General features: G+C 72.4%; 12 protein-coding genes. 4 read left to right on the top strand and 8 right to left on the bottom strand.

Going from position 1 to position 14284, the window contains the following annotated elements:
* Positions 1-103: 103 nt before the first annotated feature.
* Positions 104-616 carry a hypothetical protein gene (locus tag ACIRO3_RS14215; protein WP_404136119.1) on the bottom strand — a complete coding sequence of 171 codons (513 nt, stop codon included), beginning with the start codon at positions 614-616 and terminating at the stop codon, positions 104-106.
* A 352-nt stretch (positions 617-968) separates the two neighbouring features.
* Here ACIRO3_RS14215 and ACIRO3_RS14210 point away from each other — a divergent pair, with 352 nt between their 5' ends.
* Positions 969-1634: a class F sortase gene (locus ACIRO3_RS14210; RefSeq protein WP_404136116.1), complete on the top strand. Its 666-nt coding sequence runs from the start codon at positions 969-971 to the stop codon at positions 1632-1634.
* 48 nt (positions 1635-1682) lie between these two features.
* Here ACIRO3_RS14210 and ACIRO3_RS14205 read toward each other — a convergent pair whose 3' ends face one another.
* Both ACIRO3_RS14205 and lysX read right to left on the bottom strand, forming a co-directional pair.
* On the bottom strand, positions 1683-2597 hold the full coding sequence (locus ACIRO3_RS14205; RefSeq protein ID WP_404136113.1) for a polysaccharide deacetylase family protein: 915 nt from the start codon (positions 2595-2597) through the stop codon (positions 1683-1685).
* 94 nt (positions 2598-2691) lie between these two features.
* Positions 2692-5994: a bifunctional lysylphosphatidylglycerol synthetase/lysine--tRNA ligase LysX gene (lysX, locus tag ACIRO3_RS14200; RefSeq protein WP_404136111.1), complete on the bottom strand. Its 3303-nt coding sequence runs from the start codon at positions 5992-5994 to the stop codon at positions 2692-2694.
* A 60-nt stretch (positions 5995-6054) separates the two neighbouring features.
* Between lysX and ACIRO3_RS14195 the strand changes: the two genes are divergently transcribed.
* Entirely contained in the window at positions 6055-6516 is a 462-nt protein-coding gene (locus ACIRO3_RS14195; RefSeq protein WP_361773233.1) for a universal stress protein, read from the top strand.
* A 129-nt stretch (positions 6517-6645) separates the two neighbouring features.
* Here the strand turns inward: ACIRO3_RS14195 and ACIRO3_RS14190 are convergent, their stop codons facing one another.
* Positions 6646-7872 carry a CapA family protein gene (locus ACIRO3_RS14190; RefSeq protein WP_404136107.1) on the bottom strand — a complete coding sequence of 409 codons (1227 nt, stop codon included), beginning with the start codon at positions 7870-7872 and terminating at the stop codon, positions 6646-6648.
* A 288-nt stretch (positions 7873-8160) separates the two neighbouring features.
* Here ACIRO3_RS14190 and ACIRO3_RS14185 point away from each other — a divergent pair, with 288 nt between their 5' ends.
* Positions 8161-8694, top strand: coding sequence for a sigma-70 family RNA polymerase sigma factor (locus ACIRO3_RS14185; RefSeq protein ID WP_361773227.1), 534 nt, complete (start codon positions 8161-8163; stop codon positions 8692-8694).
* Positions 8695-8939: 245 nt separating this feature from the next.
* A complete protein-coding gene (locus ACIRO3_RS14180; RefSeq protein WP_361773285.1) occupies positions 8940-9404 on the top strand; it encodes a hypothetical protein in 465 nt (154 codons plus the stop codon).
* Between the two features lie 63 nt (positions 9405-9467).
* On the opposite strand, the gene ACIRO3_RS14175 is transcribed toward ACIRO3_RS14180, so the two are convergent.
* From ACIRO3_RS14175 to ACIRO3_RS14160, 4 genes are all read right to left on the bottom strand, one after another.
* Positions 9468-9866: a hypothetical protein gene (locus ACIRO3_RS14175; protein WP_404136104.1), complete on the bottom strand. Its 399-nt coding sequence runs from the start codon at positions 9864-9866 to the stop codon at positions 9468-9470.
* Between the two features lie 58 nt (positions 9867-9924).
* Entirely contained in the window at positions 9925-10785 is an 861-nt protein-coding gene (locus ACIRO3_RS14170; protein WP_404136101.1) for an Fpg/Nei family DNA glycosylase, read from the bottom strand.
* A gap of 87 nt (positions 10786-10872) precedes the next feature.
* Positions 10873-12936, bottom strand: coding sequence for a SpoIIE family protein phosphatase (locus ACIRO3_RS14165; protein WP_404136098.1), 2064 nt, complete (start codon positions 12934-12936; stop codon positions 10873-10875).
* Positions 12937-12943: 7 nt separating this feature from the next.
* Positions 12944-14221: a DUF6777 domain-containing protein gene (locus ACIRO3_RS14160; RefSeq protein WP_404136095.1), complete on the bottom strand. Its 1278-nt coding sequence runs from the start codon at positions 14219-14221 to the stop codon at positions 12944-12946.
* Positions 14222-14284 lie beyond the last annotated feature (63 nt).

Below are 14284 nucleotides of genomic sequence, written 5' to 3'. Positions count from 1 at the left end.
GCCGCCCCCCGCCCCCCCCCCACGCGCCGGGGGCGCCGTCGGCGCCCCCGCCCCCCCCCCCCCCCCCCCCGGCGGTTCCGGGACGACCGGGGAGGTCAGCCGGTCAGGCCCGGCCGGCGGCCGGACGGCGACGGCGCATCACGTGGACGCCCGCCCCGAGGGCGGCGGCGCTGATGAGCCCCGCGCCGATGGCGGTCTCGGTGGAGGACGGGCCGATGGAGCCGCCCAGGCCGCCTTCCGCCCCGCGCCCGTCCAGGATCGTGAAGCGGTGCGTGGCCACGAGGCTGTTGTCGTGGCACTTGACGGACAGCGTGTGGTGACCGGGAGAGGCGTGGTTGAAGATGCGGACGGTCGCGAACCCGATGGAGCCGGCCGACAGGTTCGTCTGCGGAAAGTTGCCGTGCGACCAGACCGTGCCGCCGCGGCCGCAGCCGGCCGCGCTGACCTGCATCGTGGAGCCCTGGTGGACGGAGTACGGGTTGACCGTGACGTTGCTTGGGCCGTTGCCGCCGCCGGATGGCGGCCCGCCTGCCGGGTTCGCCGAAGCGAACGGAATCCCGAGACCGACGACGGCGAACGCCGCGGCGGTCACGGCAAGAGCGCGAGAAGCACGCATGGTGGAACCTCCAGCGGGAAGCGCCCCGGAGCGGTCGCCCGGGAAGATCGACGAGAACGCCTCCCATCACGAACCCTCGGGGCGGCTCGCAACCAGCGCATTTCCGCCTTTGGGCCGCCCGGTTGAGCGACACGCCGAAGCGCGGGCATCTCATCTGACGGATCCGCAGGTCACGACCCGTCAGGCATTTATGTGACGATTACCTGGATGGCCGCACCCCGTCCGGCGGCACCACCCGTTCGCCCTTCCCCGATCGCCGTCCCGCACATGCACCCTTAACGTGCGTGAAGAAGGGCGTACCGGGGAGGGACTGGAACGCGGGTCGGGACCCCCGCGTCGGGAAGGGAGAGCCATGACCGAGGACGAGAGTGAGCGGCGACCGAGGAGACACTCCCCCTGGGGAGCGCTCGCGCTGGTCCTGCTCACCGGCCTCGCCATGATGCGCAACGGCGTGGACTTCGAGGACGGGCCGCCACAGCCCGCCGCCGCGGCGGCGGTCGGGGCGCATCCCGACCGGCTGCCGGCAGCACCGCCCGTGCCGCCCGCGGACATGGAGGTGTTGGAGCACTCGTCGGTCCAGCGCATCCGGATCCCCGGCATCAGCGTGGACGCTCCGGTGATGACGGTCGGGCTGGACGCGACGGGCTGGATCGACGCCCCGCCGCCGACGGATCCGAACCTCGCCGGCTGGTACCTCAACGGGATCTCGCCCGGCCAGCGCGGTTCCGCCGTGATCGTGGGTCACGTGGACAACGCGCAGGGTCCGGCCGTCTTCTACGGTCTGGGCTCGGTCCGCAAGGGCAGCCGCATCGAGGTCGAGCGGTACGACGGGCGGACGGCCGTCTTCGAGGTGTACGGCGTGGAGGTGTTCTCCAAGGACGCCTTCCCCGGAGCCCGGGTGTACGGGGACACCGGGCACGCGGAACTCCGGGTGATCACCTGTGGCGGCGGCTACTCGAAGGCCCGGGGCTACGACGGCAACGTGGTCGTGTTCGCCCGGATGGTGGAGGCCCGCTGAGCAGTCGATCGACGTCGGCACGTGGCCGCCGCGCCGGGTGAGGGGACCTCAGTGCGGCGGCGTCGCGGGATGCGTCGGCGGGGTCTGCGCGGTCGGCAGGACCGGCAGGGTCATCCGGTAGCCGCGTGCGAGCAGTTGGGGCAGGTACGTACTGAGTGCCTGGACGCTCTGCGCGCGGTTTCCGCCCGCGTCGTGGTTCAGCACGATCACCCCCGACCCGGCTCCCTTGAGGACGCGGGAGACGATGGTCGTGGTGCCGGGCTCCGTCCAGTCCAGGGAGTCCACGGTCCAGGCCAGCGGTTCCATGCCCAGTTCGGCGCCGATCTCGAAGGCGGCCCGGTTCCACGCCCCGTACGGGGCCCGGAACCACTTGGGCGCCTCCCCCACCGCCTGTTGTACGACGTCGCTGGTGCGTCCGATCTCGGAGGCGAGGGCGGGTCTGGTGAGTTGCGGGATGAGCGGGTGGGTCCAGGTGTGGTTGCCGATGACGTGCCCTTCGGCGACCATGCGGCGCAGCAGGTCGCGGTTGTCGGTGGCCATCTCCCCGCAGACGAAGAACATGGCGCGGACGTGGTACCGGGCGAGGGTGTCCAGGATCCCGGGGGTGTAGCGGGGGTCGGGGCCGTCGTCGAACGTGAGCACCATGGCGCCGGCGGTGCCGGGGTCGGCCGGCAGTCCCTCGATGGGGCGGGTCCGGACGGCGGGCTTCGCGGCGACCGGGCGCACGGGTGACTCGGAGGTCATGGGGGCCAGCCGGTACGAGGTGGGGGGCGGGCCCTGGGGCAGGCGGGCGGGCGGGCCGCCGGCGGGTCCGGGTCCGGCGGCCGGGGCCGGGCCGGCGGCGCCGGGGACCCGCGTGTCGGTCTCGCCCCCGGTCAGCAGGCCGGAGGCGGCGGCGACTCCGAGGAAGACGGCGGTGCGCAGGAGCACGCGTCGCCCTACTGTCGGCTCGTCATTTTTCATTCTTACTACGTATCAACGACATCGCCGAAGATGTCGAGAGGCGCGGGAGCACCTTCTGCCCCTCACCCGCACGGACCAGCCGGCGACGGACGGGTCAGCCGCGGCGCACCAGCGGGAACGGAAGCGTTTCGCGGATCGTCAGACCCGTGAGGAACATGACGAGTCGGTCGACCCCGATGCCCAGGCCCCCCGTCGGCGGCATCGCATACTCCAGGGCGTCCAGGAAGTCGTTGTCGAGTTCCATCGCCTCCGGGTCGCCGCCCGCCGCCAGCAGCGACTGCGCGGTGAGTCGGCGCCGCTGTTCCACGGGGTCGGTGAGTTCCGAGTAGGCGGTGCCCAGTTCGGTGCCGAAGGCCACCAGGTCCCAGCGCTCGGCGAGCCTCGGGTCCCTGCGGTGCTGCCGGGTCAGCGGGGAGACGTCGGTGGGGATGTCCTTGTAGAAGGTGGGCAGCTTGGTCCGCTCCTCCACCAGCCTCTCGTACATCTCCAGCACCACGTCGCCGCGGGTGTTCTCGGGGGTGTGCGGGACCGACGCCCGGTCGCACAGTCCGCGCAGCACGTGTTCCTCGGTGTCGGCGTCGACCTCTTCGCCGAGGGCCTCGCTGATCGCCCCGTACATGGTCTTGACCGGCCAGGTCCCGGAGATGTCGTGGACGACGAGCTTGCCGTCGGCGTCCGCCTTGTGGGCGATGGGCGAGCCGTAGGCGGCGGTGGCGGCGCCCTGGATGAGTTCGCGGGTGAGGTCGAGCATCACGTCGTAGTCCGCGAACGCCTGGTACGCCTCCAGCATCGTGAACTCGGGGTTGTGCTTGTAGGAGACGCCCTCGTTGCGGAAGGTGCGGCCCATTTCGAAGACCTTCTCCATGCCGCCGACGCAGAGCCGCTTCAGGTACAGCTCGGGTGCGATGCGCAGGTACAGGTCGAGGTCGTAGGCGTTGATGTGGGTGCGGAACGGTCGGGCGTTCGCGCCGCCGTGGATCTGCTGGAGCATCGGGGTCTCGACCTCCAGGTAACCGCGGTCGAGCAGCCCTTGGCGCAGCGCCTGGACCGCGCTGGAGCGGGCGCGGACGACGTCCCGGGCGTCCGGGCCGCAGATCAGGTCGAGGTAGCGGCGGCGCACGCGCGCCTCGGGGTCGGCGAGACCCTTGCGCTTGTCGGGGAGGGGGCGCAGGCACTTGCCGGTGAGTTGCCAGGAGGTGACCACGACGGAGAGCTCGCCCGTCCTGCTCGTGCCGACCTCCCCGGAGACCAGGACCTGGTCGCCGAAGTCGACCTGGGTGGTGAAGGAGTCCAGTACCTCCGCTCCGGCCTCGTCCCGCGTGAACATCACCTGGGTGTCGCCGGTCCAGTCGCGCAGCACGGCGAAGACCACGCCGCCGAGGTCCCGTACGACCATGAGGCGCCCGGCGAGGGTGACCTCCTCACCGGTGCGGGCTCCGGGCGGGTAGCCGGGGTGGGCGGCCTTCAGTTGCGCGACGGTGTGGGTGCGCTGTCGGACGCCGACCGGGTAGGGGTCGGTGCCGGCGGCCCGGATCCGTTCCAGTTTGGCGTGGCGGACGCGCACCTGCTCGGGCAGCCGTTCGACCGGGGCGCCCCGGCCCGGCTCCCCCGCGGATTCCAGTCCGAGGGAGTCGATGGAGGGCAGGCCTGCGGTGGTGGCGGGGGCGGTGAGGCCCTTGGGGTGGCCGTTGCCCCACAGGGTGCGCATGCGCGGTACGGAGACGAACCCTTCGGCGATGCCGGAGGCGAGGCTGACCCGGGCGAGCGAGCCGGCGTCCTGGTAGCAGAGGAACCGGGGGTACCACTCGGGGCCGTACTTGACGTTCGACCGGTACAGGGCCTCCAGCTGCCACCAGCGGGAGAAGAACAGCAGCAGTCTGCGCCACAGCCGCAGGATCGGGCCGGCGCCGATCCGGCCGCCCTCCTCGAAGGCGGACCGGAAGACGGCGAAGTTGAGGGAGATGCGGCGTACTCCCAGACCGGGCGCGGCGGCGCACAGTTGGGCGACCATGAACTCCATGACCCCGTTGGGCGCGGAGCGGTCGCGGCGCATCAGGTCGAGGGAGATGCCGTCCCTGCCCCAGGGGACGAAGGACAGCAGCGCGATCAGCTCGCCCTTGTCGTCGAAGGCCTCGACCAGCAGGCAGTCCCCGTCCGCGGCGTCGCCGAGCCGGTCCAGGGCCATCGAGAAGCCGCGTTCGGTCTCGGTGTCGCGCCACGTGTCGGCCCGGTCGACGATCATCTGCATCTCGTCCTCGGAGAGGGCGGAGTGGCGGCGGATGACCGTGGTGGCGCCCGTGCGCCGGACCCGGTTGACGGCCTGCCGGGTGACGCGCATGTCGCGGCCGTCGAGGTCGAAGTGGGCCACGTGCAGGATGGCCTCGTCGCCGAGTTGCAGGGCGCCGAGCCCGGAGCGGGCGTACGCGGTCGCCCCGTCCTCGGAGGCGCCCATGACGGCGGGCGTCCAGCCGTAGCGGCCGGCGACCGCCAGCCAGGCGTTGATGGCCGGGGTCCAAGCGGCGGGGTCGCCCACCGGATCGCCGCTCGCGAGGCAGACGCCCGCCTCCACGCGGTAGGTGACGGCGGCCTTCCCGCTGGGGGCGAACACGACGGCCTTGTCCCGGCGGGTGGCGAAGTAGCCGAGGGAGTCGCCCCGTCCGTACGCGCCGAGGAGGGCGCGGATGCGGGACTCCTCGTCCCCGTGGAGGGCGGCGGTCAGTCGCTGGGAACGGAAGAGGGTGGCGGCGGCGTTCAGCAGGGCGAGGGCGCCGAACAGGCCGAGCAGGAAGTAGAGGGGGCGGGGCGGGCGGCCGTCGAACTGGCGGGCGGAGAAGAGTCCGCCGAACACCTGCTTGGCGGCCCAGTCGAGCCATTGTCCCCTGGGCAGGGTGCCGGGGAAGAGGGCGACCAGGCCCCAGCCGAGGAGGACGGCGGCGAGCAGCCCGAGGCCCAGCACGAGGAGCGCCCGCCACAGGGCGCCGGGGCGGGAGGCGGCGTAGAACTCGTGGCGGGCGGCGATCAGGACGACGAGGGCCGCGACGGAGATGCCCATCGAGATGCCGCCGACCCAGTAGTCCTCGTCCGCGATGATCAAGACGTCGACCACGATGAGCAGGGCCAGATAGGTGACGACGATCCACCACGCGACCCGCTTGCGCAGGCCGAGGGCGGCGGCCAGCAGGAAGAGGAAGACGGCGTAGGCGAGGTTCTCGCTGACGGGCACCACGAACGCGTCGAGGAAGCGCACGACGTGCCGCAGGAGTCTGCGCAGCGTCGGGGCGAGCGCCAGCAGGGCGCAGAACAGGCCCAGCGCGCCGAAGAACGCTCCGAACGCGTCGGGGACCCGGTTGAGGAAGCGGTTCCGGGTTCCGCGCGGCTCCTCCACGGTGGCACTCATGGTTCGCACTGTAGGGAGGCCCGTGCCGGTGCGCGCGGCGAGGCGGATAGCCTCGAAGGCGTGACAGAGCACGTGAACACGGGATTCGAGCGCGGTACGGACGGCCCGAAGGTGATCCTGGCCGGGGTCGACGGGTCGGAGTCCTCACTGCGGGCGGCGGCCTACGCGGCGGGGCTGGCCCGGCGGCAGAACGCGCTGCTGGCGTTGGTGTACGTCCAGCCGGTGATGCAGGCGGGTGCCTCGTTGGGCGCCCCGGTGGCGGACGCGACCGGGGAGATCGCCGAGGGCATCGTCGCGGAGATCCGCGCGTCGGCGGAGCGGCTCAAGGGCATCTTCGAGGTGCGCTGGCAGTTCCACACCTTCCGCGGGGACCCGTACGCGGGCCTGGTCAGCGCGGCGGGGGAACTGAAGGCGGACGCCGTGGTGGTCGGCGCCTCCGAGCAGGCCGGTCACCGGATCGTCGGCTCGGTGGCGGTCCGGCTGGTCAAGGCGGGCCGCTGGCCGGTCACCGTCGTGCCGTAGGCCGACCGCTCCACCGACCCCTGCCCGGCGCCGGCTTCCCCGGGCCGGCCAGGTTGCCACGTGACCGGGTCTGCCACGTGACCGGGTCTGCCACGTGACCAGGTCTGCCACGTGACCAGGTCTGCCGCGTCACCGGCTCTGTTGCGTCACCGCTTTCAGGCCGTCCTTGGCGGCGCCTCGGCTGAGGACGGCCTCGGTGATGGCCTCGTGCGCGGTGCGGTGGTCGTCCCGGTCCGACTGCCCGGCCAGGGCGTCGACGAGGTTGACGACCCTGCCCTCGTCGTTGTCCATCAGCTGCGGGATGAACTCGGCCTTCGTGACCTGCCAGCGCTGTCCGGGCGCCGCCGGCGGGGCGAAGGTGAAGCGACCGATGGAGCTGTAGCTGCCGCGCAGGTCGCGGTCTCCCTCGTGGTTGAACATCTCGCCCGCCACCTGATCGCCCATGCCGTAGACGACCCAGGTCCCGTTGACCTTCTCGTACGCCTGCGGGATGTGTGCGTGGGTGCCGAGGACCAGGTCGACGTCCGGCCGACCGGCCGTCTGTGAGGCCGTGAGCTCCTTGCCCAGGGACAGTTGCCTCTCGTCCGGCTCGGTCTGCCATTCCGTGCCCCAGTGCGTGCTGACCAGCACCACGTCCGCGCCGGCCTTCCGGGCCGCCCGCGCGTCCGCGACGATCTTCTTGGAGTCGAGCAGGTTGACCGCCCACGGCTTTCCCTCGGGCATCGGGTAGCCGTTGGTGTCGAAGGTGTACGCCAGATGGGCGACCTTGGCGGTGCCGGCCGTGTACAGCCTGGTCCTGGCGGCCTCGGCGGCCGTGCGGGCCGATCCGGCGTGTCCCAGACCGACCTTGTCGAAGCGGTCGAGGGTGCGCTCCAGCCCGTCCTCCCCGTCGTCCAGGGTGTGGTTCGACGCGGTGGAGCAGCCGTCGTAGCCCGCGTCCTTCAGCGCGTCGGCGATCTCGGGGGGCGACTTGAAGGCGGGGTAGCCGCTGAAGGGTCCGCCCTCCTCGCCGTAGATCGTCTCCATGTGGCAGAGGGCCAGGTCGGCGCCCGAGACGACCGGTTTGACTCCCGCGAACAACGGCTTGAAATCGTGTCCGTCGCCGCCCGCGTCCACCGCGCCCTGCCGGATGACGGAGGTGTGGGGCAGTACGTCGCCGGTTGCCACCAGGGTAAAACCCCTCGCCGCGGTTCCGGTCGCCGCGGCGGGAGCGCCCGCGGCCTTGGAGGGCGGCGGGGTCTGGGGAGGCGCGAGTCGGGCGGGGGCGGAGCGCTCGGAGGTGGAGCAGCCCGCGACGGCGGCGGACAGCAGGACCGCGGACAGCAGCGCGAGGGCCCGGCGGGTGCGCGAGGTCATCTGCCCCAACTCTCATTAGTAGGACTATCCGATGATCTGAATCCATAGAAGAAGCCGTCCCATGTCAAGGAGCGGCGCCGCCCGCCGGGCACCGGCTCACCCTGATGGCCGTTCGCCGCGCCGTTCGACCGTTCACCGCCCGGTGCGGCCGCCCACCGGACGACCCGGGTCCTTGGGCGCAACGGCGACGCCGGACGGTTCCGGGGCGGCTCCGCGCAGGTCAGGGTGAGTGTGTCGGACCGAGCGGGCTCCCCAGCGGACGCCGGCGAACCTCGGAAGGAGCCACTCGTGCCACCCTCCCCCACCCTCCGTCGCACGGATCCCGAGGCGCTGGCCGAACTCCAGCGCGATCACGGGCGGGCGCTGTTCGGTTTCCTGCTCGGCCTCACGGCGGGGGACGCGCAGCGCGCCGAGGATCTCGTACAGGAGACCCTCGTACGGGTCTGGCAGCACCCCGAGGTGCTGGCGAGCAGCCACGACTCGATGCGGCCCTGGCTCTTCACCGTCGCCCGGCGCCTGGCGATCGACGCCCGCCGCGCCAGGCTGTCCCGACCGCAGGAGGTGGAACCGGACGGCCTGGAGCAGGCGCCGGTTCCCGTGGACGCGGTGGCCGGCTCGGTCACGGCGATCGACGTGCGGCGCGCGGTCGGCAGCCTGGGGCCGGAGCACCGCGAGGTCTTGATGCAGGTCTACTTCCAGGACCGGTCGGTGGCCGAGGCCGCGGCGGAACTCGGGATTCCGGCCGGCACCGTCAAATCCCGCACGTACTACGCCCTGCGCGCCCTGCGGAAGGGGCTCCAGGGGTACGGACTCGGCGCCTGAACGACCCCGGCCGGGTGCGGGGCTGTCGACGAACCGCTCAACGAATGTCTCGAATGCGCACGGATCGGACATGAAGCGCATCGAAATCGGCATCAGAGCGTTCAAGTTGAGTAAACATCCCCCGCTCCGCGAGTCGCTCGGTGAAGGCTCAGGGCTGACGACGGGACGCTCGACACGCGGGAGAGGGTGGAACGGTGCAGCCCGAGGGTTTGAACGGCACCAGTGGTGGTGGCCTGGCGGTGCCCATGGCATGGCTCTACGCGGAGTACATCGCGGACGAGTTGCTGCGCACCGGCCGGCTGATCCCGGCCGGCACGCAGGAGTTCCGCGCGGGACGCGACACGCTCGCGCTGACCATCTACCTCTCGGACGCCGCCGGTGAGCTCTCCGGGATCCGTGTGGTGTCCCAACTCGAAGAGTGGATGTCACTGACGGCGTACGGACATCCGTGGCGCGACTGGGTGCGGACCCGGTTCCTCCAACTCGACGAGGAGGCCCGGACGCACGACGACGGCGGGAACGCCGACCTGGAACTGGCCCGCGCCGCCTGGCGGTGGCTGGACCACACCGAGCTGTTCGCCACCAACCTCGAACCCGACCGGCACGAGCCCGAGGAGATCCACCCGGGGCTGGACGAGAACGCCCGCATCTGGACACCCGCCTGGCAACTGGGGTTGCCACTGGGCAACTTGGCGATGCACCTGTTCTGAAGCACGCCGGGGACGGGCGGCGGGGACGGTGAGCCGCGGGTACCGCTGCTGCCGGCGCGGCGGCTACTGCGGGCGGCGCGGCCCCGGGGCCTCCGCGGGGTCCGTGACCAGCCCGGTGAAGTCGGCCTCGTTGCGTTCGGCCCGCGTCACGTACCACCGGGCGATCAGCCACATCACCGGGTACACCAGCAGGCCCAGCACCACCCAGACCAGCGGGCCCGAGCCCGCGCGCGGCAGCAGGAACAGCAGCGGCAGCGTCGCCACCAGCAGCACGAGGGCGGCCAGCGCGCCCAACCCGGCCCGTAGTTGACTGCGCATCAGGGCGCGCACGTAGGTGGCGCCGAGGGTGGTCTGCTCCGAGATCTCCGAGCGGGCCGGCGTGTGCGGCGGTCTGCGGCGGGCGCCACGCGCAACCCCCGTGACGGTCTCCCGCCGGGGCGGCTGCTGCTGCTGCTCGGCCATGGTCGCGGATTCTACGCGGCCGATCGCGGTGGGAGGGGGCGGGTCGCGGCGGAGGAGGCTATTTCAGGAGCCGGGACAGCCTCCGGTCCGCGAGCGGTTTGCCGCCCGTCTGGCAGGTGGGGCAGTACTGGAGCGAGGAGTCGGCGAAGGACACCGAGCGGACCGTGTCCCCGCACACCGGACAGGGCTCCCCGGTCCGGCCGTGCACGCGCAGGCCGCTCTTCTTCTCGGCCTTCAGCCGCCCGGCGGCCACCCCGTGGGCCCGGGTGACCGCCTCGCGCAAGGTGGTCTGGACGGCCTCGTACAGGGACGTCACCTGTGCCTCGTCGAAGGAGGCGGCCAGTTTGAACGGCGAGACGCGGGCCGCGTGCAGGATCTCGTCGCTGTACGCGTTTCCGATGCCGGCGATGACGCCCTGGTCGCGCAGCACCCCCTTGATCTGGCGCCGCTCCCCCGCCAGCAGGGCGGCGAAGGCGTCCCGGTCGAAGTCCTCGGCCAGCGGGTCCGGCCCGAGGCGGGCGATGCCGGGAACCTCCTGCGGGTCGCGGACCACGTACACCGCGAGCCGCTTCTGCGTGCCCGCCTCCGTGAGGTCGAAGCCGCCGCCGCCCTCCAGTACGAGACGCAGCGCGAGCGGGCCTTTGCCGGGGCGCGGCGGCTGCTCGGGCATGGCGTCCTGCCAGCGCAGCCAGCCGGCCCGGGCCAGGTGGGTGACGAGGTGGAGTTCGCCGACGCGCAGGGCGAGGAATTTGCCGTACCGCGCGGTGGACCCGACCAGGCCCCCTTCGAGTGCGGTGAGCGGCGGGTCGTACGTCTTGAGCACGCTGACGGCGAGCGGCAGGACGCGTTCGACGACCCGTCCGGTGAGGTGCTCGTCGAGGAACTCCCGCAGAGCCTCGACCTCGGGCAGTTCAGGCATCCTCCCAGCCTGCCGCCGGCTCTCCGCCCGCGCGACTCGGCACGGCCCCGCGCCACCGCCGGCCCGGCGGGATCCGAAAGGGACGACCTATCCCATGACGAACTCGCACCACACGCACTTGCCGCTCCCGCGCGGCTCCACACCCCACACGTCCGCCAGCCGGTCCACCAGCATCAGGCCCCGACCCGACACCCCCGAGTCGCCCGCTTCCCGACGCCTCGGCAGCGCGCTGGAGCGGTCCTCGACCTCCACCCGCAGGCGTCGTTGCGAACCGGCGAGGATCCGCAGCGTCACGATGGCCGGGCCGTCCGTGTGCATCAGGGCGTTGACGATGAGCTCGTCCGCGACCAGTTCGATCTCGTCGGACCGGCCCCTGGCCCCCCAGGCACGCACCGCCGCGCCGATCATGTGGCGGGCGGCGACCAGCGCCTCGGGATCGCCGGGGGCCACGTGCTGCTGGAGGCGGCCGCCGACCTGCGGGGCCTCGTTCGGCTCGCGGCGCAGCAACAGCAGGGCCATGTCGTCGTCGCCGCCCCGGTCGTCGACGATCTCGCAGAGCCGGTCGGCCAGTTCCGCCAGGTCGGCCGGCCCGTTGCGGACCAGGGTGGTGAGGAGGCCGATGCCGTCGTCGAGGTCGGCTCCGGGTTGTTCGACGAGCCCGTCCGTGCAGAGCAGAAGCGTTTCCCCGGGGTCGAGTTCCACCGTCGTGACGGCGTACTCCAGCCTGCCGAACTCCGCCGACAGCCCGAGCGGCATCCCGCCCTCCACCGGCAGCCGCCGGCAGTCCCCGTCCCGGGTGCGCAGCAGGGGGTCGATGTGGCCGGCCCGGACCAGTTGGAGCACGCCCGTGGCCAGGTCGGCCTCGACGTACAGACAGGTGGCGAACCGGTCGGTGTCCAGTTCGTGGAGGAAGACGGACGCCCGGGCCATCACCGTGGCCGGCGAGTGTCCCTCGGCCGCGTACGCGCGCAGCACGATCCGCAGTTGCCCCATGACCGCCGCGGCGTGCGTGTCGTGGCCTTGTACGTCCCCGATGACCGCGCCCACCTTGCCGCCCGGCAGCGGGATGACGTCGTACCAGTCGCCGCCGATGTCCTGGCCCATGCGGGCGGAGCGGTAGCGGACCTCGATGTCCACGCCGGGGACGGAGGGGATGCGGCGCGGCAGCATCGCCTGCTGGAGGCCCTCCGCCAGGTCGTGTTCCTGTTCCAGGAGCATGGCCCGCTGGAGGCTCTGCGCGATGCTGCTGCCGAGGGCGACGAGCAGGTTCCGTTCGTCCTGGGTGAAGCCGTCCTTGTCCTGGTAGAGCAGTCCGATGGCGCCGATCGGGCGGGCCTGGGCGATCAGCGGCAGGTACGCGGCGGCCGAGATGTCCATGTACGAGATCTTGGCCCAGAGCTCCGGGTAGCCCTCGGCGAACTCCTCGGCCGAGTCGAGGAAGCGCGGTTCGAGCGAGCGGACGACCTCGCTCATCGGGTACGCCTCGTCGATGCGGGTGTAGCGGGTGCCCGGCAGGAAACTTCCCACGGGCCCTTCGGCCACCAGGTGGATGCGGCCGGCCTCGACGAGGCCCATCACCATGCCCATCGAGCCGAGCCGTTCCAGGCCGTGGGCATCGCCGATGACGTCGATGACGTCCCGAACGGTGCGCGCGTGGGCGAGCGCGGCGGTGGTGCTCTCGACGACGGAGGTCTGGCGGCGGCGTTCCTCGTCCAGACCGAGGCGCTCCGCCGAGTGGCTGAGCTCCTCGGTCGCGTCCCGGACGATGCCGATGATCCGGTGCGGCCGTCCGTCCGTGCCGCGCATGACCCGGCCCTGGGTGTGCGTCCAGCGCAGTCGGCCGTCGCGGCCGCGGATGCGGAAGTAGGCGCCGTAGCTGTCCACCCCGCTCTTGAGGGCGCTGGAGACGAGGGCGTCGAGCCGGGTCGCCTCGGCGGCCGGAACGCGCGGCGACAAGGACGCGGGACGGCCGTCGTAGGTGGCGGGGTCCGTGTCGAAGACGTCGAGGGCCGCTGCGTCCAGATGCATGAGGCCCGTGACCAGGTCCCAGTCGAAACTGCCCATGCGGTTCAGCGAGAGCGACCGGTCCGGGTGTGCGGGCCAGTCGTCCGGCAGCGATACGGTGGTCGGCACCGATCCACCATGACACACCGGCGGGTCAGGCGCTCTCCAGTTGGCCGCCCGCGTCGGAGGGCTGCGTCGGGGGGTCGGGGACGGTACCGGGGTCGTACGGATCCACCTGCTCCGGCAGTCCGTCCGGCCCGTTCGGCATCCCCGGGTCATCGTTCGGCAACCCCGGGTCACCGTTCGGCGGCCCCGGGTCGACGGGCATCGGCTCCGTGGAGAGGTCCGGGGGGACGTCCGAGGGCGGGCCGGGCGGGACATCGGACGGGACGTCGGAAGGAACCTCGGAGGGCACCCGGGCCGGCGGGCCGGACGGGGCCTCCCTCGGCGGCCCGCTCGGGTCGCCTTGGGGCAGGCCGCCGGGAGGGTTCGACGGCGGGCCGGAGGGACCGTCGGAGGGCGGGCCGGAGGGCGCCGACTCGCCGGGGGACGGCTCGGTGGAGGGGGCGGGGCCGTCCGGGATGCCGTCGGACGGGTCGTACGGGGGCGCCGGCTGCGGGGTCCTGTCCTGGGCCCCGTCGTCGCCGCTCGTCCGCTCGATCCAGGTGTTGTCGGCGATGTTGACGATGGTGAGCCTGCCCAGCACCTGGGCGGTGGGTTCGATGACGATGACCTGGTTCGTCTGGTAGCCGTTCCACGCGTCGCCCTTGAGGACCGGGCTCCCCTTGGGGGCGCGCGGCGCGCCCAGGGGGTTGCCGCAGGCGCAGCGCACGCGGGGCATGCCGTGGTTGTCCACGAGGACGGCCGTCCCGGCCTGGAGCACGGACTGGAAGCTCTTCTCGCGGCCGTCGCGCAGGCCGTGGCTGGTGACGCGGACGTCGGCGCGCAGCACCACCGGGGTCAGGCCGCGCAGGTGGTCGGGGAGAGCGGACTGTTCGATGCCCGAGGCCCGGGCGAAGGCGGCGGCCTTGGCGTCGTCGCTGGTGAGGTAGCCGACCTGTTGTTCCACGTCGCAGCTGCCGAGCCGCTGTGTTCCGCCGTACAGGCCCGGGGTGGCGGCGTTGACGGTGCGGATGCCCTGGCCGGAGGCGTTCGGGAGCGGCGGCTGGACGGGGGCGGATTCGGAGGTGGCGGAGGAGTTGGTGAACGGGTCGGGTCCGGCCGTGCCGACGGGCTGGAGGTGGACTTCCTGGCTCTCGGGGCCGGCGGCCGCGGCGCGGGGTTCCTCGGTCGTGCCGCAGGCCGTGGCGAGCAGCCCGAGCAGGCCGAAGAGCGCGAAGAGGGGCGCTCGGGCCGGTGCGTGACGATGTGGCTTCTGACGGCGTGGTGTCTGACGGTGTGTCGGTGTGTGCACGTCGGGCCCGTCGCTCACGTGTTTCTCCCTTTCGCCCCGGTTGCTCCTCCTTGTCTGCCGCATCTCTCCCGGCGCCGCATC

This window comes from Streptomyces sp. NPDC102278, assembly GCF_044766345.1.
Lineage (GTDB): Bacteria > Actinomycetota > Actinomycetes > Streptomycetales > Streptomycetaceae > Streptomyces.
Note: the sequence above shows the minus strand (reverse complement) of the source record. Positions and strands in the feature narration are given on the sequence as shown.